This is a genomic window from Bacteroidia bacterium, from assembly GCA_027493955.1.
Classification (GTDB): Bacteria; Bacteroidota; Ignavibacteria; order SZUA-365; family SZUA-365; genus JAOSJT01.
Genome location: JAOSJT010000001.1, coordinates 4,465,664 through 4,484,179 on the forward strand (window position 1 = coordinate 4,465,664; position 18,516 = coordinate 4,484,179).

The window sequence follows — 18,516 nt, forward strand, 5'->3', positions numbered from 1 at the left end:
TATGATTGCGGTGTCAGAGAACGAGGAAGAACCGCCACTGGTGCCGTGAATCCAACGCTGACTTCATTCTCCCGATCACGGGAGGAAACGATGTCAGAATCTCGCGCTCTGCGTCATATTTTCCGGGCACCGCCGCCCGGCCCCATGCTGCCGGGATCGTCAAAGGAAACCGCATGTTGCTGTCCCTCCCCCCAAATATCCCGAATCAGTTTCTCCGCTTGCTCTCTGCCATACAGAACCGCGTCGGCTACCATATCGCCCGTCAGCGATGCGCGATCAGCGGCTGATCGTGACCGCGGGTACGATTCGTCTTCGCTGTAATCATGCCGGGAGAGCGTGCGCGACTGTTCGTTGCCGGCAAGATGAATGGTTTGCGTCGGAAAGGCGAATTGTACGCCGAGCCTCTGTGCCAGGCGAAGGATGTCGGTGAACAACCTGTGCCGCTCGCGCAATTCCGTCGGCCAATCCGGTGTTTCATGAAAAACATAGAGAAGAATATTCAGGGAAAAATCCGCATACTCGTTGAAGTACACCATGTACATATCCTTGCGTGTATACGGATGCTGCCTGATGATCTCACGTATTCCTTCGCAAAATGCGTCAATGGTCTCCGGGGGGGTGTCGTACTGCACTCCCAGCTTTGTCGATACACGGCGATACCGCCTGCGTCCCATATTGTCCACAGGGATGCTGACGAGCCGGGAGTTGGGCATGGTGATCTGAGAATTGTAAAATGTGCGAATGCGCGTCGAGCGAAATCCCACATCCTCCACTGTGCCCTCCAGATCGCCCACCTTGATCCAGTCCCCGATCTCGAACGGTTTGTCGAACATGACGGTGAGAGACCCGAACAGATTCTCCACTGTATCCTTGGCCGCCAGCGCGAATGCAATACCGCCAATACCCAAACCGGCGAGAAGACTCGTGATGTCAATGTCGAAATTATCGGCGATGAACAGGAGGCCGAATGCGATGACAATGATTTTCATTGCTCGCCGCATCATCGGAACAAGCAAATCGTCGAATTTCGAATCCGTGCGCTTGGCCAGCTCGGCAAAATACGCGGATGCGAGATCGACGAGACGATACGCCGCCCAGACACCGCTGCCCGCTATCATCATTTGCGTAGCGAAAAACAGTATCGTCGTTGCCTGCAGCGGCAAGTCCAGTTGTGGCAAGAGCAGCGACCAGACCAGGGCCATGGCGAAAATTCCGATCGGCCGAATCAACTGTCTGTCCAGCTTGAAATCCTTTTGTCCGCCTCCACGCCTTATCAACCGCAACAGCCAGTTATTCAGCACCGTGATGACGATGCGCTCGACAAGCAAGCCGATAATGACGACAAGGATTATGGCAATCCATTGCCAATTTTCGAAATACACAGACCGACGAAGCAGCGGCGCCGATACCCGTTCGCGAATCCATCCGGCGAGACCGTCCGCGTCGATACTGACATCAACGCCCTCGACCACAGCCTGACCGCGGACGAGGTCCAGCAGTCGCGGCAGCGATTCAATGGTGCGCCGCGAAAACAGCCACAGACTGTCCTCGGTGCGAAACAATGAAATTTCAGCTTTGGCCGTTGGCTTGCGCCAGACAAAATAATCGTCGTCGAAGGAATCCGGTATTTCGTCAAGGTCTACCAGTTCGTAGCGATCAAGAAAAAATTTAAGATCGCGCGCGGCCTCTACTCCCTGTCCCTCGCGCAACGATGCGGGAATGCCGGCAAGATTCAGACACATGATGGCTGCTTTGATGGCCTGAAGGCTTCTCTCCTCATCTTCCGAAGTGGAATACTCGATCATTTGCAGCAAATAGCTGCGGAATGTTGCGCGGGGCGAATGCCGGTCAACCTCAGAAGGTGTTTCAGCATGTACGATGGGCGGGTACAGAGGCAACAACAGCCAAATGAGAAGCAGAGCCCGCGACAGCGTCCCTTTGACACGATGATGAATTGACCCGTCAAAGTGTTGTGGTGCCGTATTTTGTACCATCGTTCCATACTCATCGTTGCGAATAAGGGAAAGATAGGGTTTTCCTGCTACGCCGCACAGCGGGTGCCCTGGAATGCGAGGACGATGATCCGGTGACCTTTTATTGACGATAATGCCAAACAGCTAGAGTGCCTTTCCGTCAGGGACGATGGAGAGCTGGTCCAGCTCCGCATCGTTGCTGTGGGCCTCTTCCTCCGCGCGTGCGAACTTCACGCGAAGCAGCAGCACGAAACCGAGGATGAAATAGGCGGAGAGAGACAACACGGCAAGACGGTAGCTGCCGGTGTACTGCAGTGCGAGCCCGAAGAACAAAGGACTCAGCCAGCTCGTGCCGCGCTCACTGATTTCGTAAATGCCGAAGTACTCCGCCTCGTGTCCCGGCGGTATCATGCGCGAAAAAGCGGCGCGACTCAATGCCTGACTGCCGACGAGCACCAGCGCTGTAACGGTAGCCATGATGTAGAAATCCGCTTTACTCTGCAGCGGTCCGTAGGCATACAGCGTGATGAGTATGTACACGATCAATGAACACAGTATGCTGCGCTTCGTTCCCCATCGGCGGGCCAGACGCTCGAACAACCAGGCGCCGAGCACACCCACAAACTGCACCATCAGTATGATTTCCGCCAGATCCTGCATGCCCAATCCCACTTCCTGCTGTCCGAATTGAGTCGAAATGGACGTAACCGTCTGTATGCCGTCGCTGTACAGGAGAAAAGCGACAAGAAAGAGGAGTGTATGAGGGTATTTTCCTAAACTGCGGAGCGTGCCTTTCAGTTCTCTGAAGCCCGCAGTGAGCAATAACCCTCCCTCGGGTCTCCTGCGCTGCGTCCTGCGCGATGGGAGCAGCATCAATGCGCCACCGCCGAAGAGCAGCCACCAGATGCCGCAGCTGGCAAGAGCGATGCGCGTAGCGTCCATTATGCCGCAGCTGGCAAGAGCGATGCGCGTAGCGTCCATTTCGCCGATACCCATATCTCCGGCGCCGGCGAAGAAGACGTACTGAAAGACAAGCAATATCCCGCCACCGAGATAGCCCAGTCCCCAGCCCGCGGAAGATATCCGGTTTCTGTCCTCCGGCCTGCACACGTCCGGAAGGAAGGCGTTGTACAGCACATCCGACGCTCCGAAGCAGATATTGCCGATGAGAAAGAGCGCTCCGCCAAGCAGGTAGTCGGACGCGCCGACGGCAAGCATCGCGATGACGCTTGCACCGCCTCCGAGCATGCTCACTGTAAGCAGCGGTTTTTTCAGACGGGTGAAGTCCGCTATCGCTCCGATCAGCGGCAGCAGGCAAATCTGAAGAAAGACGGAGATGGAAATCAGATACGGATAATATGCGCCGGGATGCACGGCGATACCGAATGGATGCAGCATTCCCTCGGCACCCGCCGCCACCTCGGCGATGTCGGTGATGAAGGGACCGAAAAACACCGTCACAACCGATGTCGGGAAAACAGCGGCGCCGAAATCGTACACACACCATCCGACGGACTCCCGTCCAAGTCGAAAGATGCTTCCTCTTCGAAGAGCATTAACCGCACTCATCGTATCGCTCCTTACCTTTGCCGGATGTCATGCACGAAGTGGGTTTCCAGGTCCCGCCACCGGCAGACCATGCACCGCAGCACAGCGTGGAAGCATGATGTGGCTGCAGCGACATGGCCGCCGGAGGAGGACCTTCATACATCAGAATCGAAGCTGCACGCGTCCGCTGAGCAGTCTGCCCACTTCCGCCCCGCCGATGAACTCGACATGCCTGTGGTCAAGCAGATTTTTCACCGAAACCACGAAATCGGGTCGAAGCGGCAGCGGCAGCGGAATCTGCATTCCGAGGTCAATCAATCCGTACGGGCTGATCCTTCCTTCATACACACCGGACTTGATCCGATGGCCGTCCACAAAGCGATAGCGCGCCGTACCCTGTATGCCGCTGGAGGGTTCGGTATACTGCACGGAGAGCGAGGCCTTGTGCTGCGGGACGTTGAGAGAGAGCGGACCCATACCGTCCACATCGTCGAAATAGATGGTGTTGATAAAACTGTATGTACCGCTGAGCTGGAGATTGCGAAGCAGGCCGGCCCTGAAATGCAGGTCCGTACCCCAGTAGTTGATCTTTCCGTAGTTGATCGGAATCATCAGCAGCTCTGTTCTGTCCGACGCCTGCTCGGGCGTGACTGTACCGATCGGAACCTGGGCCATGCCCTGCGCGACGAGTGCTGCAAACTGCTGAGCGGCTTCTTCGCCGACGATCGGTGCCGCCTGAGCAAAGAGATACGCGGCTGTCTGTTCGCCGTCGAGGAAAACGTTGGGCGTGGCAACCCGGGCCGGGGTGACGAAGTTCTCGTACGCCGAGTGATATACATCCACACCTGCCTGCAGCTTCTCGGTGATCATTCCTTTGTAGCCGATTTCCCAGGAGCTGAGCATAGTGGGCTTGAGCCGTGCGATGTCCCGTACCTGTGAAGGGCTGATCAGATCAAAACCCTCCGTTTCGATGTTCAGCAGGGCAAGTGCGCCCCCGACCTGCGAGGCGTCCGGTGCGGGGAGCATCTGCAACAATTGGCGTGCTTCCTCGGGCATATCCGGTGAGAGCGAGACGGCCTGAACGACAGCGTCCCAGTATGCGGAGGCCTGTCCCACGCCCAGGCCCATCAACGGATCGGGATTGAGCTTCGAGTGAAACACGAGGTCGCCGTCGTTCCGTGCAAACGTATACCCCGTCTCGGGTACGCCCACGTTACGAAGGCCATACATCAGCGGAGGCAAGCCGAGACCGAATACATCGTCGGTAATGGACATATCCAGGAAGAGATCGCTGATAGCGGGTGTGAGAAATGCACGGTTGTAGGTGACGCGGAAACTGTGGTTCTCCGTCGGCGAGAAACGCAGGCCGGCCCTTGGTGAGAATACAGGATCTTCCAGTGCGCTGTGATAATCGAAGCGTCCGGCCAGCAGCAGAGTGAGCATATCCCCTGAAAGGCGTGTGTCGGATTGCACGTAGGCCCCGAACTCGTTGACGTCGTCCTTGTTTTCATTCCTGCCCATGATGGTGCCGTCGGTTTCGGGGCGCGTGAGGAACATCTCGACACCATAGGTGAAACGCTGCCAGTCGGCGATGACGCCCGCGTGCTGCACTTCCGCCACGATTTTTTTCGAGTTGTCTACGATTTTCTGATTACCGCGCAGCAGATACGTGTCGCCGGCGTCGTTCATGTTGAGGTACACCTGCGCGAAGAGGTTGCCGCTTGTAAAACGGCTTTGCACATGCGAATAGCTGAAATTCTGCGCCATGACGGCGCCGTTGTCGGTGAGATCCAATCCTCGCACGGCGTTGCTGTGTCCCGTGTTGAGTGTAAGTGTACTGGCTGTGCCGATGTTGTAATCCAGTCGCGCATCGACGGAGTAACGCTCCGATGTGCGGTCGTCGGGATAGGGCTCGCGAGCGTCGGTAAACTGCCAATCCTCGGCGCGCATATAGCCGGCGGATACCCTGTAGCCAAAATCGCTTCCGAGCGTGCCGGCATGCCTCCCCGAGGCGGACATCAGGGATTGGCTTCCGCCCATGAAGGACAACTCCGTGCCGCGCGATGCAAACGGCGACTTTGTAATGATGTTCATCACACCATTGGTCACATTCGGGCCGTAGAGCGCCGAGCCGGGACCGAGCACGACTTCGATGCGATCGATGTCCGCGTCGCTGAGACTTTGCAGGTAGGAGACATTGGCTCTGAGCGATGGAAGGTTGGTGATCCTGTTGTCGACCAGCGTGCGCATGGAGCCGTTGAAAACGTTGTTCAATCCGCGGGCGATGTACTCACGCTGCATGACACCTTTCTGCGCCACATCTACCCCCTGCACACCCTCCACGTGATCCATAGGCGATGTGCTGTTTCGTGCTGTGATGTCGCGTGACGAGATAACCGCCACCGATGCCGGAGCATCGAGCATTTTCTCCTTGCGTCGTGAGGCGCTGACAATCACCTCGCCCATGTTCAGCACTTCTTCTTCCAGTGCGATGCTGAGGTCAGTCGGCTGGCCGGCGCGAACGCGTATCGTGCGTGTATCGCTACGGCTGCCCAGGAAGGAGGTGATCATGGAATACTCGCCATCGGCGAGCGTAGTGATCCGGAAGCTGCCATCGGTAGCGCTGTAGGCGCCGGCGGCGAAGCTGTTGTCGCCCGGGTCGAACAGACGGATGTGTACTCCGGGCAGCGTGTTACCTGTCACCGCGTCGGTGACAGTACCCTGCACGATGCCATTTTGCGCATGCAGCGGGACCAGCAATCCGGCGAGCAGCAGCGCTGTGAGAAGGATGGATAGTCGTTTCATAGCAAACTCCGATGAAGTGTGGAATGGCTGTTGGTGTCCATATATCGTTACAAGTCTTTCCTGTAGACAGCGAAGCTTTTCCACGGAGACAGGCCGAAACGCAGAGCCATTCTCTCCGATGCGGTATTTCCCTCGGTAATCCATGTCGAGTACATTTCCCTGTAGCGGCCCGCTGTTTGCGCGAGATGCTTCGACAGCAGGAGGGAGGCCGCGGAGTTCTGATACTCCGGATGGATGCCGATGGCGAAGGTAATCAGAGTGCGCGATATGCGGGCGTACAGCGCTGCGGCAACGGTCGCCGGCACACGTCCCCATCGCCCGAAGCGGCGAAGCGCCGGGTTGATATCGGGGAAGCAGAGCAGCGCACCTACCGGACGGAGGCCGTCGCAGACAAGGGAGAAGCTCTCCGGCCTGAACGCCGGGAGCAGAAACTTCGCGTTATAGAAGTATTCGTCCGGCGACATGGGCTCCCGGCCCCAGCCCTGACTGAAGGCCGCCTCGAAAATATCGGCGAGGTCTTCGATTCCTGCTGCCAGGTCGCGCAGGCCGACCTGGCGGATATTGTAGCGTGAGCTGCGGTCGGGCAAGGATGTCGTGAGCGTTTCGGCACTGCGTTGCAGTGAGAGATTTCGCCACGTCCGTCCGCGTCGTTCGATGTGGTAACCCGCCGCTTCCAGCAACCGGGCGTAATACGGCGGCGAGCAGGCCTCATTCAACAGATTTTTCTCACCGAAATGGTCGAGTTGCACACCGGTGATACCGGAACGCGTCGGACTGAATGGACCGTGCAATGCGGATGCGCCATACTCCAGACACAGTTCCTCCGCTCGCCTCAGCAGCGCCGCCGCTGTGTTTGTATCGTTGATGCACTCAAAAAAGCCGAATATTGCGGTGCCGCCCGCTTCGCGTGAAGGAAGCAGCGAGCAGCGGCCAACCGCCTCGCCCTCGCGCAGCGCGAGCAGGAGGTGCAATGCACGGCCCTGGAAGGCCGGATTGCGCTGTACGTCAAGCAGGCGTCGAAGCTCATATCCCGGCAATGGCTGGGCGGGGGAGCGGTGGCTGTACAGCTGGTATTGCAGGTCTGTAAAGCGCCGCAGGTCCTTATCGCTTTCCACCGTGATGATGCTGGTCATGAGGATATCCATTCTGCTGATAACGTGCATTGCGTCGGTACGCATGGAAGTACGCAGAAAAAATACCCAGGGCCGTCCGGCCGCCTGTCACGAGAATATCATGGAGTTGTTAAGAATTCACCGACGGGGGTAATGGATAGCCGAACGACGCCGGGGAATCCGATGTAAACGTCCCGGCCGCTTTGAGCAGGTCGTGACGAGGTATGGTGCGCTCTGGGATGTCAGACACTCTGCGGCAGGGCAACTCTGTCTTGCGGCGATACGGGCGTGAAGTTATTCGGAAGAACGGCTTCCTGATTCCGTTTCGGCAGCAAACCCGGGTTCAAGGGGTATCTTTCGTGTTCTCACATCGCTTATTCACAGCAGATAATCCTGTGTTCCCTGCATTTCCCTTGCAGACTTCTCCCTCACCACGTACTATTGTCACATGAAACGTGCCCAAATCATCTCACTCCATATCTTCGCGTGGGTGTTTTTTGTGATCAACGTGCTGCTGACCTATCCGTCGCAGTACGTCGCACAATTCGGGCTGTTCGCACTGGGAGTGAAGACGGCGACGTTTTACCTGGTGATGTCGATTGGATTCTACACGAACTACCTCCTCCTGACGCCGAAGCTGTTGGCGGCGAAGCGCTATGTTCTCTTCATTCTTGCGGTTCTGCTTCTTCAGATGGCAATGGTGGGGGCTTTTCTGCTGCACGCTCTGTTCCTCGACTGGTATCTCGAGACGGGAAGCATGTTCATGAATGAGCGTCTTTCCGTCATCCCGTATCTGGCGTTTGAAGTCCTGTTTTTTCTTCTCATCAGCACCGGGGCAAGGTTTTCGGCGGACTGGTTTCGCATGCAGAAAATGCGCGAGGAACTCAGAAAGGAAAAGGAGCAGGCCGAACTCGCCCTGCTTCGACAACAGCTTAGCCCGCACTTCCTTTTCAACACACTGAATAACATTTACTCGCTCACCGTTCATCGTCCGGCCGAGGCGCCGGCAGCGATGCTGCGTTTGTCGGAACTGATGCGCTCGGTGCTCAGAAGTATCGAAAAGGATGAAGTAGATCTGGAAAACGAGGTGACACAGCTTTGCAGCTTTATCGATCTCAAGCGCCTGCGGTATCCTGAAGACGAACGCATCAGTTTCGAGGTGTTCGGGGATGTGCGCGGAGTACGTCTGCATCCCATGCTGTTGTTGCCGCTTGCGGAGAATGCGTTCAAACATGGCGATCTGTACTCTCCTGATACGTCGGTGAATATCACCCTCTCCGTGGATGAGCACCGGCTGGTCTTCACTGTCGAGAATACGCCTTCGGAAGGGAGCCGGGAAAGTACGAGCGGCATCGGCCTGCAGAATGTCAGGAGACGCCTGGAATTGCTGTACCCCGGTCGATTCGAATTGCACATTGATTCCACACCGCAGAAGTACGTTGTTGTCCTGCAACTGAGGTTGGCGTGAAATTCACCTGCATCGCCGTCGATGATGAAGTGCTCGCACTCGATGTCGTTCAGACCTACGTCGAACGCCTTCCCTGGCTTCAGCTCAAGGCACGCTGTCTTACCGCAACGGATGCCTTAGCGGTGCTACGGCAGGAAACCGTTGATATTCTGTTTCTGGATATACAGCTTCCGGATATCACAGGAATGGAGATGCTTCGTTCGCTGCACCGCCCTCCGCTGGTAATCTTCACAACAGCGTTCGAGCAATACGCGGTGGAGAGCTACACTGTTGATGCTGTTGATTACCTTGTGAAACCATTTTCCTTCGAACGTTTTCTGAACGCGGTGCATAAAGCGGAAGTACTGCTTGCCCCGTCCAGCAAGGTGATAGACGGAGGCGATACGCTCTTCATTCATACGGAGCAGGGTGATCTGCGCATCGCCGGCAGGGATGTGTTATATATCAAGTCGTTAAGCGAATACGCCATAGTACGTACCGTGACCAAGGAGTATCTCGTTCGTGAAAGTCTGCGCGAAATTGAAATGCGTATTGCCCGACTGGGTTTTCTGCGTGTCCACAAATCATACATCGTGAGTATCCCCAATGTATCAAAAGTGGAGAATAACGTAATCCGTGTGGGCGATGCTGTCATTCCGGTTGGAAAAACCTATCGCGACGCGGTTCGCCATTTCGTGGAACGATTCCGTATTGGGTAAGACGGATGATGTGATATACCTCCGACGGAGGATCCCGGCTCTTCAGAGCGGCCCGACGACGTGAATACCTGCTACCGGTGACCCTGTTGATGCACCTGTTTAAACATCCGGAGTATATATGAAACCTTGTCTCACCGTACTTCTTTTCTGCGCGCTCTTTCTGCCGTTACGAGTCACTGCGCAGTGCGGCTCCTCTTCCACAGTGTATCACTTCATTTACGACAGCAAATCCTACGAAGTGGTGAAGGAAAACGCCAACTGGGCGCAAGCCGCCGCCTGCGCCGTACAGCGGGGAGGCATGTTAGCGGAGATCAACAGCGCGGCTGAGCAGAACGCTCTGTTCACCCAACTGCTCGTAAACGCATCAATTGTGACTTCGAGAACGATCGCACCAGACGGCGGCGGGGCCGCATACGTGTGGCTCGGGGGGAATGACATTCAGACCGAAGGCAGCTGGATCTGGGATGGTGCGAATACCGGGAGTGGAACGCAGTTCTGGCAGGGTCTCTCCGCCGCAAACGGCGGGGGACCCGTGAATTCGCTCTATACCAACTGGGGAAACGAACCAGACAATTTCGGCACCGGCCAGGACGGCCTCGCCCTGGCGCTTACCAACTGGCCGCTCGGAACCGCTGGCCAGTGGAATGACATCAGCACTTCCAACTCGATCTATTACATCGTCGAACATCCGGGTATCATTCCGGTCGAGCTTCTGTTCTTCAGAGCGGAGCCCAGATCTGATGTGCTTCGCCTGCACTGGAGTACTGCGACGGAAACCAACAACTACGGATGGATGGTGGAACGGCGCGACAATGACCGAACGTGGATGGACATCGGATTCGTCCCGGGTTCGGGAACGACTTCGCTTACACGGTTCTACTCGTTTGACGATACAGGTCATCGTGTGTCTGGTCCCATCGAATATCGCATTCGCCAGATCGATTACGACGGAAGCACATCGTATTCCGATGTGCTGCGCATTGAAGCGGAGTCTCCACCTTCGCAGGTCGTTCTCGGGAAAAATTTCCCCAATCCCTTTACACATGGAACCACGATAGTCATTACTCTCGATACACCTCGGGAGGTCACGCTCGTCATAACGGATATGACAGGACGGGAAGTCAGGCGAATCGAGAATGTGTCCAACGGCAGAGCCGGAAAACATGAAATACCATTTACCGGTGGCGACCTGCCTGCGGGCATGTATGTGTACAGACTTGAGTCAGGAATGCTCATCCACAGAGGAGTGATGCTGCTGGTCCGCTAGCGCACATTTCGCTCCATCCACGACGATGGCCGCGCGGGGTTAACCCGGGCGGCCATCGTGTCGTATATGGGGTTTGTGCAGCAAAAGTGCCATGCCGCGTGGGCACCCTCACTATTTTACTTCTGATCCATTGCCAGGAAGACTATTCATTGCCGCCATCGGACGGCCTACGGTATGCAGGGAGCAACTGACGGTAGGCATGTAATGGGAGCGACGCGACAGATTTTGCCGAGCAAGAACATGAGAGATGCCAACAGTCGATGTACCTGGAAAGTCGCAGCGGAGGTTATTGGCGTATCACAACCGTAAAGTTTCCAGTTCTGCTTTTATATACAGTGCGGACGCAATAAGCACAGCGCTTAGGAGAATCGTCCCGCCGATGATCCAGCCCCAGGGCATCTCAATGCTGCGTTCTGGTGCTTTGAAATTCTCATTCATAACATAGGGTATTGTTTGACGGGCTGCAGTCCGCTCGGCGACGGCTTGCGACATCCCGTGTACACGCATACAGCTGTCTACTCGTTGTTGGAATGAGACACACGCACTTTCCAGTGCTTCGACCCTGTGATGTAGATCCTGTCGGCGCAATTCGTTTCCCGATTGCTCCGAAGGCATCGCAGCGAGTAACTCATCACGTTCTTTGCAAGGGTATCGCAGAACCTCGCTCTGTGATTCACGTGGTATCGTGGCACAGCTGGCCAGTATCATTGTACAGCAGAGGAGGAGGCTTATAACGGGAACACATCGACGCTGTATCATTGTATCGCCTCGGAGAATTGAGAGGATAATCACTGCCAGAGTTTCAAATGATTTGAGGAGACGTCACGCAATACGAGGGAAGCAGTTGGAGCGCGATACATCCAAAAAGCGAATCGTTTATGGAGATCCCGATATCTCGAAAATGTCAAATTCACCGGGGAATTCCAAGCGAGTGTTACTGTCAAACACCGTCCGCGAAAACCTGCGCGTCGGTACGCTGACTCAGGTGTACAAGGATGGTGTATCTGCTCTGAATAGAAAATGCAGACCGTAGGTATACAGATATGGCGTTATGCATTCAGGATACATTCGTTACCCCTCGAATATCCACAGCGCCCCGACATGCATCGGGGCGCTGTGCTTTCAATAGGGGGCGGCGGGCATCTTCGCCGCCGCCATTGGGCTGCAGTGATGCCGCTAGCGCAGCAGCAGCATCTGTTTCGTCAAAACGACACCGCCCGCGATAAGACGGTATTCGTAGAACCCGGGAGGCAGTTCCGCCGCATCGACGTGGAGGAGCTGCGATCCCGACGGGTAATCGGCTTCGAAGGTCCGGACCGTACGGCCCAAGGCATCGAGGACAAGTATGGTTGCGTGCATGCTCCTCGGGAGAGTAAAAGCGATACTGGTTGTCGCGGAGAATGGATTCGGGTAGTTCTGTTCCAACCGCAGATCAAGCGGGCGAGGCGTTTCACCGGTACCCACCACCATGACCATATTGACGGGAATATCCAGATAGACGGGATAATTCATGGTCGAAACCCTGATGTTGCCGGAGTACGTTCCCGCAGGCAGAAGCCGGGTGTTGACCGCGACAGGTATGACGAGTTCACCTTCTCCGCTCATCTGTCCGAAGTCCAGCCAGGTCATGTCGGGAGAGAGTATCCATGGAATACTCGGGTCGCCGACGGGACGAATGGTCAGGTTAATGGAAGGCAGGGGATCACGGTTGTTGACGTTGAAGGTCAGTTGGTCGGGAATGGCAACGAAACCCAACGGCGACATGTCCACGGAAAGTTCGACGGTAAACTGCCCCGTGGCGAACTGCGACACGATTTCCGTTTTCCCGGACATATCGGCGTCGTCGATCTTCAGTTTCGTGATGCGTCCCGGGAGCGGCGTAAACCAGGACATGGTGACGCCACTCGCGTTGATGCCGGCCTGATACGCGATGGTGTATTTCACAGAGAACAGATTATTCCCCGGAGTCGGCGGGCGATAATCCGTGAGTGAACCGGCGCCGAGTTGCGATGCACCGGGTGTGCTTATACACCGCGCATCGAATACCTCATTTGGCGGCTGTGGAGGCAGTTCGCCTTCGCCCATGTGCATATCAAGCGCGGACGAAGCGCCTTCGTACACACCGACAGCGAGCACCTGGCTTCTGCCCTGTCCGTTGGCGACAGTCAGTTCGAGCTGCACGCCACGCCATCCTTGCGCACCTGCCTGCATTGCCGCAATCAGCAGCAGTACGGTGATACTGATAAGGGTTCTCATGGCGTCCTCCTTACTTGACTATCGTGAGTATGCGGGAAACGACACCGGCCGATGTTTCGAGCCGATAGAGATAGATGCCGGCCGGAGCGGGAATCCCGCTCTCATCCCGTCCATCCCAGCTTGCGAGTTTGCTGCCCGCGCCCTGCCTGGAAGCGACAAGCGTGCGCAGCCGTCTGCCGAGAAGGTCGTACACCTGGAGACGCACGTCACTCTCGAAGGCCAGCGAATAGGGTATCCAGGTCTGTCCGCTCAGAGTGAACGGATTCGGATAATTACCGCCCAGCGCGAACTCTGTCGCGCGAGCTTGTACCGTAACGGTGAGGAACAGCTTCCTGCTTCCGGCAACCGGTACAACGATCTCTTCGCCCGCTGTGCCGCGCAGTACACCGAGCAACGTGCCGGACTCATCGCGTACCTCGATGCGCACGCGATCTGTCATCGCGAGGGAGAGACGAACAGAACCGTCACCCTGCAGCGACACGGTATTGTCGCCGTTGAAGACGAACAGCGCGTTCTCTGCCGTGCGCATGTCGAAAAGCGATGCCGGGGGCTTGGCGGGTATTGTCAGTATGTCACGAATTTCCGAAGAAGGCGTTGTGCCGCTGACGGAGAGGACGCGTGCGCCCTGACCGTCGTGCGTCGCTATCAACAGCGCGGCGATATCGAGCGCGTCAACGATCTTACTGTACAGAGCCGGATTACCGCCATTGACGGCGGAGGTCTCCATGCGGAGCTTGGTGCCCGGGTCAACGCGTACCCAATAGCCCTTTCCTGTTTCCACTGTCGTCGGGATAATGTAGCCGGCACTCGGATCCCAGCCGAAGATGGACTTCATCCCGGTTGAGGGAGTGACCTGAATACCGGAGACAGCCATGGACTTGCTCAATGCGCCGATCATGTTCCATCCGTAGCCGTAGGGTTCGCCGATACCGTTCAGGCTGTTCCATTCAAACAGATACCGGTTGATCCCGGTCAGAATATTGCTGTATCCTTCGCTCTTGAGCCAGTAGCCGCGGCCGAACGCCATACCGCCGACGCTCTCGTATGCACCGGTCGCCGTATTGAACTGGTAGAGCACCGCGGAAGGATCTGCAAAAACAACGGAGGCCTCCGCGTCCTTCATGTCCACCGGCAGAGATATCATCTGCCAACCGCCGGGGATTTTCCATGCGTAGCGTACGGGATCCTCATTCCCGTCGGGAATCGGAAGCGGGATGCGCAGACGTGTCGTGTCCTTCTCCTTGTCGGGATCATCGTCATCGTTGATCACATGGATCTCGCGATCACGGCCTGGTTTGTCCGGATCGAAGCAGAAGCGCACGATGAGCAGCGTGTCGAGCTGTTCGAAGGCAGAAAGTCTGGTGGGCTCGCCGCCTCCACCGTGAGTCGGTTCTTCAAAGCGCAGGTTGTACGGGTTGGCATAGGGACGGAGCTCACCGGTTTGGCGGTCGCGCAGCTCGAGTGCGAGGCGGACGCACGGCCACTCCTTCGTATCGATATCGACCGGTGTCACCACGATGTCGTTCTGGTTTGTGGGCTCGGGACAGGTCTTTTCTTTCACTTCGATGGTGAAAATATACGTGCCCTCATCAACGAAGGTGTAGTTCGATACCGTGCGCATGTCGATGCTTCCAGCCATGCCCTGGACTTTCAGCGTGAAGCTGGCGCTTGGTGAAACGGGCGGTGCAGGCCAGGTCATCTGTACAGGACTTGCCGAGCCGGTCTGTACGCGACCCTGATAGATATGCGAGGGTTTGATCGCGCGGTGATCGGTAACACTGCCCTGAGATCCGGTGATGTTGATCCACCGAATGTCAAAGGCCGTGGGCGGCGGTACTGGCGGCAAGTCAATCTGTCCGGCTTCGAGGCCGTCGCCGGCGCCTGCCTGCATTGCATATTCAAGAGCGACCTGATTGTTTTTGGAATTCACGAAGGCCAGATTGTGTCGCCATGCCTTCATTGGTTCCGGAACGCACGGCTTGGGACGGTAGTGGGCGATGAGTTTCTTGCTGCGCCACATGACGACATTCAGGGGATTCGTCGTCGTTGCCGTGTCACCACCCCATCCGACGAAAATGAAATCCGACGGCGGCGTTGCCTGTGCGATGAGCGTCGAACCTATCGCCGCGGTCTGACGATGGTCAAACGGTCCGGAGGGGCCTTCGGGATAAATGACCACCAACTCGGCCAGCTTGGGGTCGATCGGCTGAATTCGCGGATAAATCCGGTACACGCCCGGAAGCGTATTGGGCCCGAGCGGGATGTTGCTGGGATTGTTCGGCAAGTCGCCGAGATCCCCGCCGATACCGTGGAAGGTGAATCCGGGGGGAGTCTGATAGTATAGCTGGAAGGGCTGAAGATTCGGCCGTTTCAGACCCACGCGGAACAGGTCGGGATGAGGATGAGGCAGAGGAATGATCTCACCAGGGAAGGGACGGACCAGCAAAACGCGCACAAGGTCCGGACCCGGTAGATGTACAGACGGAGTCGAACTTATGCGCTCCACCTCAAGATCGTATTCGCCGAACGCGTAATGCCCGCCCCAGCGATCCACAAGGTCGTAGCTGATGGACTGCGAAATATCCGCTTCCACTTTTATCGTGTACTCGCCGTCGGTGTTGAGGGTGAGTTTCCACTCGCTTCCGACGCGCACAGCATTGATATAGGTTGATGTACCCGCGCGTTGCGCACGGAGTATGGGTACGAAATCCGACTGCGACTTCACCCGAAGGGTAATGCGTACGGCTTCGCCGAAAAACCCGCTGGAAAGATTGATAGCCGTGAGCCGGTATATATCAGCCTGTGGTATGAACCACGAGAACTCACCCGCAATGCCGGTGATCACCAGCGCGCCGTCGACGCGATACGGCAGCATGCCGGATCCCGACGAGGGCAGCACATGGGGATTCGTGCTGGTACTCGGTTCGCTTGGATCGTGGCAGTACACGGTATCCGCCGGGGTGGAGGGACGTGTCGTCACAGAGGCGATCTGCGAAGGCGTGCCGCGGTTCGTGTTGAAATACCCCACGATGCGGAAGCGGTACTCGCGATTGGCCTGAATCGGGTTCGCACCCGTCCCGCTCGTGCCCGGGACGGCGTATACGATAACGCCTGTCCACTGATTGATGCTCACGACAAACGGACTCAACGGGATATGTCCGCTGCCGAGCTCACGCCAATTGCCTGAGGATGCTTCGTACTCGATCTTCGTTTGCGCGTCGGACATGTTGTACTTGTTCCGCCAACGCAGCGCAATCGCGGGTGCCGGGCTAGCACTTGTTCCTCCGGGTGCGAGATTGGCGCGCAGCGTTGTATTGAGCGCGAAAATATCCGGAGGCGTACTCGTGTAGGTGGCCGTCACGCGGACGACGGGATTGGATTCGGTGGAACTGATACCGTAACTCGGCAGCTCGTTGGCGTAGTAATCGATATTGACTGTCGAGCCGTCAAGACGGCGCACAGCCCAGTAGTCGAAATAGTACGTTGTACTTCCGATGGTGCGCGACGCCGGCGCCACCACTTTGTGCCGATAGTAATAGCCCATCGGGATCGCGGTAGGTGTCGTTCTCGTGACGTTCGCGCGATTATCCTCATTCTTGAATTCCAGGGGAATACCGGACGGAACGCTGAGAAAGAGTCGGGAAGGGATGGCATCCGCGGCAAGCTGCACGGCGGTGAACACCGGTGTCGCGAGACTCGTCCCTCCGGTGTAATTCGACTTCATGATACCGTCCCAGCCATGCATCGTGTATCCCGGCTGTTTGTAGGCCGGGCGATCGGCCTGACAGTTCACGTTCTCGATGCCGCGATACGAGAATCCGCAATTGTCGGTCTTGTACTCGTCGGGACAACCCCAGAGATGCCCGATTTCATGCGCGACAACGCTCCGCATCGGGAGATCAAAGGGGGTGGAGCCGGCATAGCGCGTGTCCATGGTCCAGTACACGCCTTCTTTGTCCGTGCCGCTGTTCCACCAGACACTCGACGCGTGGGGCCAGATTGCCGCATCACCCGAGGGCTTGTAAGCGATGAAGCCCGTCACAGACTCATCCGCCCCGGTCAGCGCGCGGATCTTATTGTTGTACCACCAGCAATACTCGAGACCGTCGCCGGCCCAGGACCAGCTCGGTGGACTATCGGAACCACTCGGAGTATAGAAGCGCCTGACGATTTCGCGGATGAACACGTCCTCGCCGACCACTGTCGGCTCGCCGGTGACAAGCGCGTAGTCACCGTAGGGAGTATACAGTCGCCAAAACATCGTGACGACCTTTCCATAGGCCGATGCGAAAGTGACCCAGAAGTTCACGCCCGCGATGTAGTAGTTCCGGTAGTCGTTGTATACGGTGTTATCCCAGTTGTACGACCCTGTCCCGGTTTTGCTTTCCATGAAGAAACTCGTATGCGCGACGAGCCCCCGAAGGGCAGAGCGCCGAAGGATTTGCGGATCGCCTCCCCCGATCGTGGGCAAGCCCTGAAACACCTCGCGCGGTGACGGTTCCTCGGTAACGTATGCACGGACACAGTCCAATTCGGGCATTGCCTGCATACGCGCCCACTGTTCTTCGCCCGCAAGTCGGATGCGCTCTGCTTCCTGCTCTGAAATGGGGCGCTTGACGAAGTCGAGGTACTCGACGATAGCGCGATCAGCATCATTCTCCGCGGACTGAATAGTATTGCCGCTTTGATTGCTGCGGAACTCGGCGCTGTTGTAGGAAACCGCAAGCACTCCGATGCTGCCTGTCGCCGCGGCCAGGCGGGTATTCAGTACAGCCTCCGTGGCGGTGGGCGGAACCCATGCCAGCATGCGTTGCGGTGAGGTAATGATGGACACGAGTGCGCCTTTGCGTGTGAGCTCGTCACGCAGGAGAAGCGCCTCGTCGATGGATGATGCTGTTGTTTGGATGACGGCCAGGTGCTGATTGTGCGCCTCGAGGCCGAATTCCGCGACGCCGGGCGGGGTATAGACCGGCTGCTGCGCCTGCGCAAAGGCACAGAGCGGCAGCAGGACGGAGAACAGAACCGCACCGAGCATGTGCTTCCAGTGTTTCATGGAGGCTCCTCTCAGTTGGTTGATTGAAGCGGTGTCGAGTCGGATGAACGCGTCTGCCGCCGCCGACAGGCGACGGCGGAAATGGAATCATGCGCTATGCAAATGGGAATGCCGCGCAGACATCGTCTCGCCTTAAAAAAAGGACTGATAAGTATGAATACAACATACGCAATTCCCGCGATGATGTCAAGGGGTGCGGCGCGCGAGCATCCTTCCGCCGTTCCGATGCATGCCATGAGCTGTGCGTCATCAGGCGGCCTCCCGGTTCTCCGGCGGTCTCCCGGGTACGATGGTTGGAACCCCCGCCACGAATTCGTATGTTCGGGATGTGTCACG

The 18,516-nt window shown here is 57.0% G+C and carries 9 protein-coding genes; 3 read left to right on the plus strand and 6 right to left on the minus strand.

All coding sequences use genetic code 11. The annotated features are described in order from the left end of the window. Positions 1 to 113: 113 nt before the first annotated feature. The 4 genes from M5R41_17005 to M5R41_17020 form a co-directional block, all read right to left on the minus strand. Positions 114 to 1,994 carry a mechanosensitive ion channel family protein gene (locus M5R41_17005; GenBank protein ID MCZ7558103.1) on the minus strand — a complete coding sequence of 627 codons (1,881 nt, stop codon included), beginning with the start codon at positions 1,992 to 1,994 and terminating at the stop codon, positions 114 to 116. Positions 1,995 to 2,117: 123 nt separating this feature from the next. Further along, positions 2,118 to 3,542 (minus strand): MFS transporter, encoded by a 1,425-nt coding sequence (locus M5R41_17010; GenBank protein ID MCZ7558104.1) that lies wholly within the window; start codon positions 3,540 to 3,542, stop codon positions 2,118 to 2,120. 141 nt (positions 3,543 to 3,683) lie between these two features. Then, positions 3,684 to 6,326, minus strand: coding sequence for a TonB-dependent receptor (locus M5R41_17015; protein ID MCZ7558105.1), 2,643 nt, complete (start codon positions 6,324 to 6,326; stop codon positions 3,684 to 3,686). A gap of 47 nt (positions 6,327 to 6,373) precedes the next feature. Next, the gene (locus tag M5R41_17020) at positions 6,374 to 7,459 is read right to left on the minus strand and encodes a hypothetical protein (protein ID MCZ7558106.1); all 1,086 of its coding nucleotides are present in this window, start codon (positions 7,457 to 7,459) and stop codon (positions 6,374 to 6,376) included. Between the two features lie 427 nt (positions 7,460 to 7,886). On the opposite strand from M5R41_17020, the gene M5R41_17025 reads away from it, so the two are divergent. The 3 genes from M5R41_17025 (at position 7,887) to M5R41_17035 (ending at position 10,871) form a co-directional block, all read left to right on the plus strand. Continuing rightward, positions 7,887 to 8,906, plus strand: a complete 1,020-nt coding sequence (locus tag M5R41_17025; protein MCZ7558107.1) for a histidine kinase — start codon at positions 7,887 to 7,889, stop codon at positions 8,904 to 8,906. Further along, positions 8,903 to 9,604: a response regulator transcription factor gene (locus tag M5R41_17030; protein MCZ7558108.1), complete on the plus strand. Its 702-nt coding sequence runs from the start codon at positions 8,903 to 8,905 to the stop codon at positions 9,602 to 9,604. Before M5R41_17025 ends, M5R41_17030 begins: the two co-directional genes overlap by 4 nt. Positions 9,605 to 9,722: 118 nt before the next feature. Beyond that, on the plus strand, positions 9,723 to 10,871 hold the full coding sequence (locus M5R41_17035; protein MCZ7558109.1) for a T9SS type A sorting domain-containing protein: 1,149 nt from the start codon (positions 9,723 to 9,725) through the stop codon (positions 10,869 to 10,871). A 1,176-nt stretch (positions 10,872 to 12,047) separates the two neighbouring features. Here the strand turns inward: M5R41_17035 and M5R41_17040 are convergent. Together M5R41_17040 and M5R41_17045 are read right to left on the minus strand one after the other, a co-directional pair. Further along, positions 12,048 to 13,127 carry a T9SS type A sorting domain-containing protein gene (locus M5R41_17040; GenBank protein MCZ7558110.1) on the minus strand — a complete coding sequence of 360 codons (1,080 nt, stop codon included), beginning with the start codon at positions 13,125 to 13,127 and terminating at the stop codon, positions 12,048 to 12,050. Positions 13,128 to 13,137: 10 nt separating this feature from the next. Continuing rightward, positions 13,138 to 18,180 carry a T9SS type A sorting domain-containing protein gene (locus M5R41_17045; protein MCZ7558111.1) on the minus strand — a complete coding sequence of 1,681 codons (5,043 nt, stop codon included), beginning with the start codon at positions 18,178 to 18,180 and terminating at the stop codon, positions 13,138 to 13,140. Positions 18,181 to 18,516 lie beyond the last annotated feature (336 nt).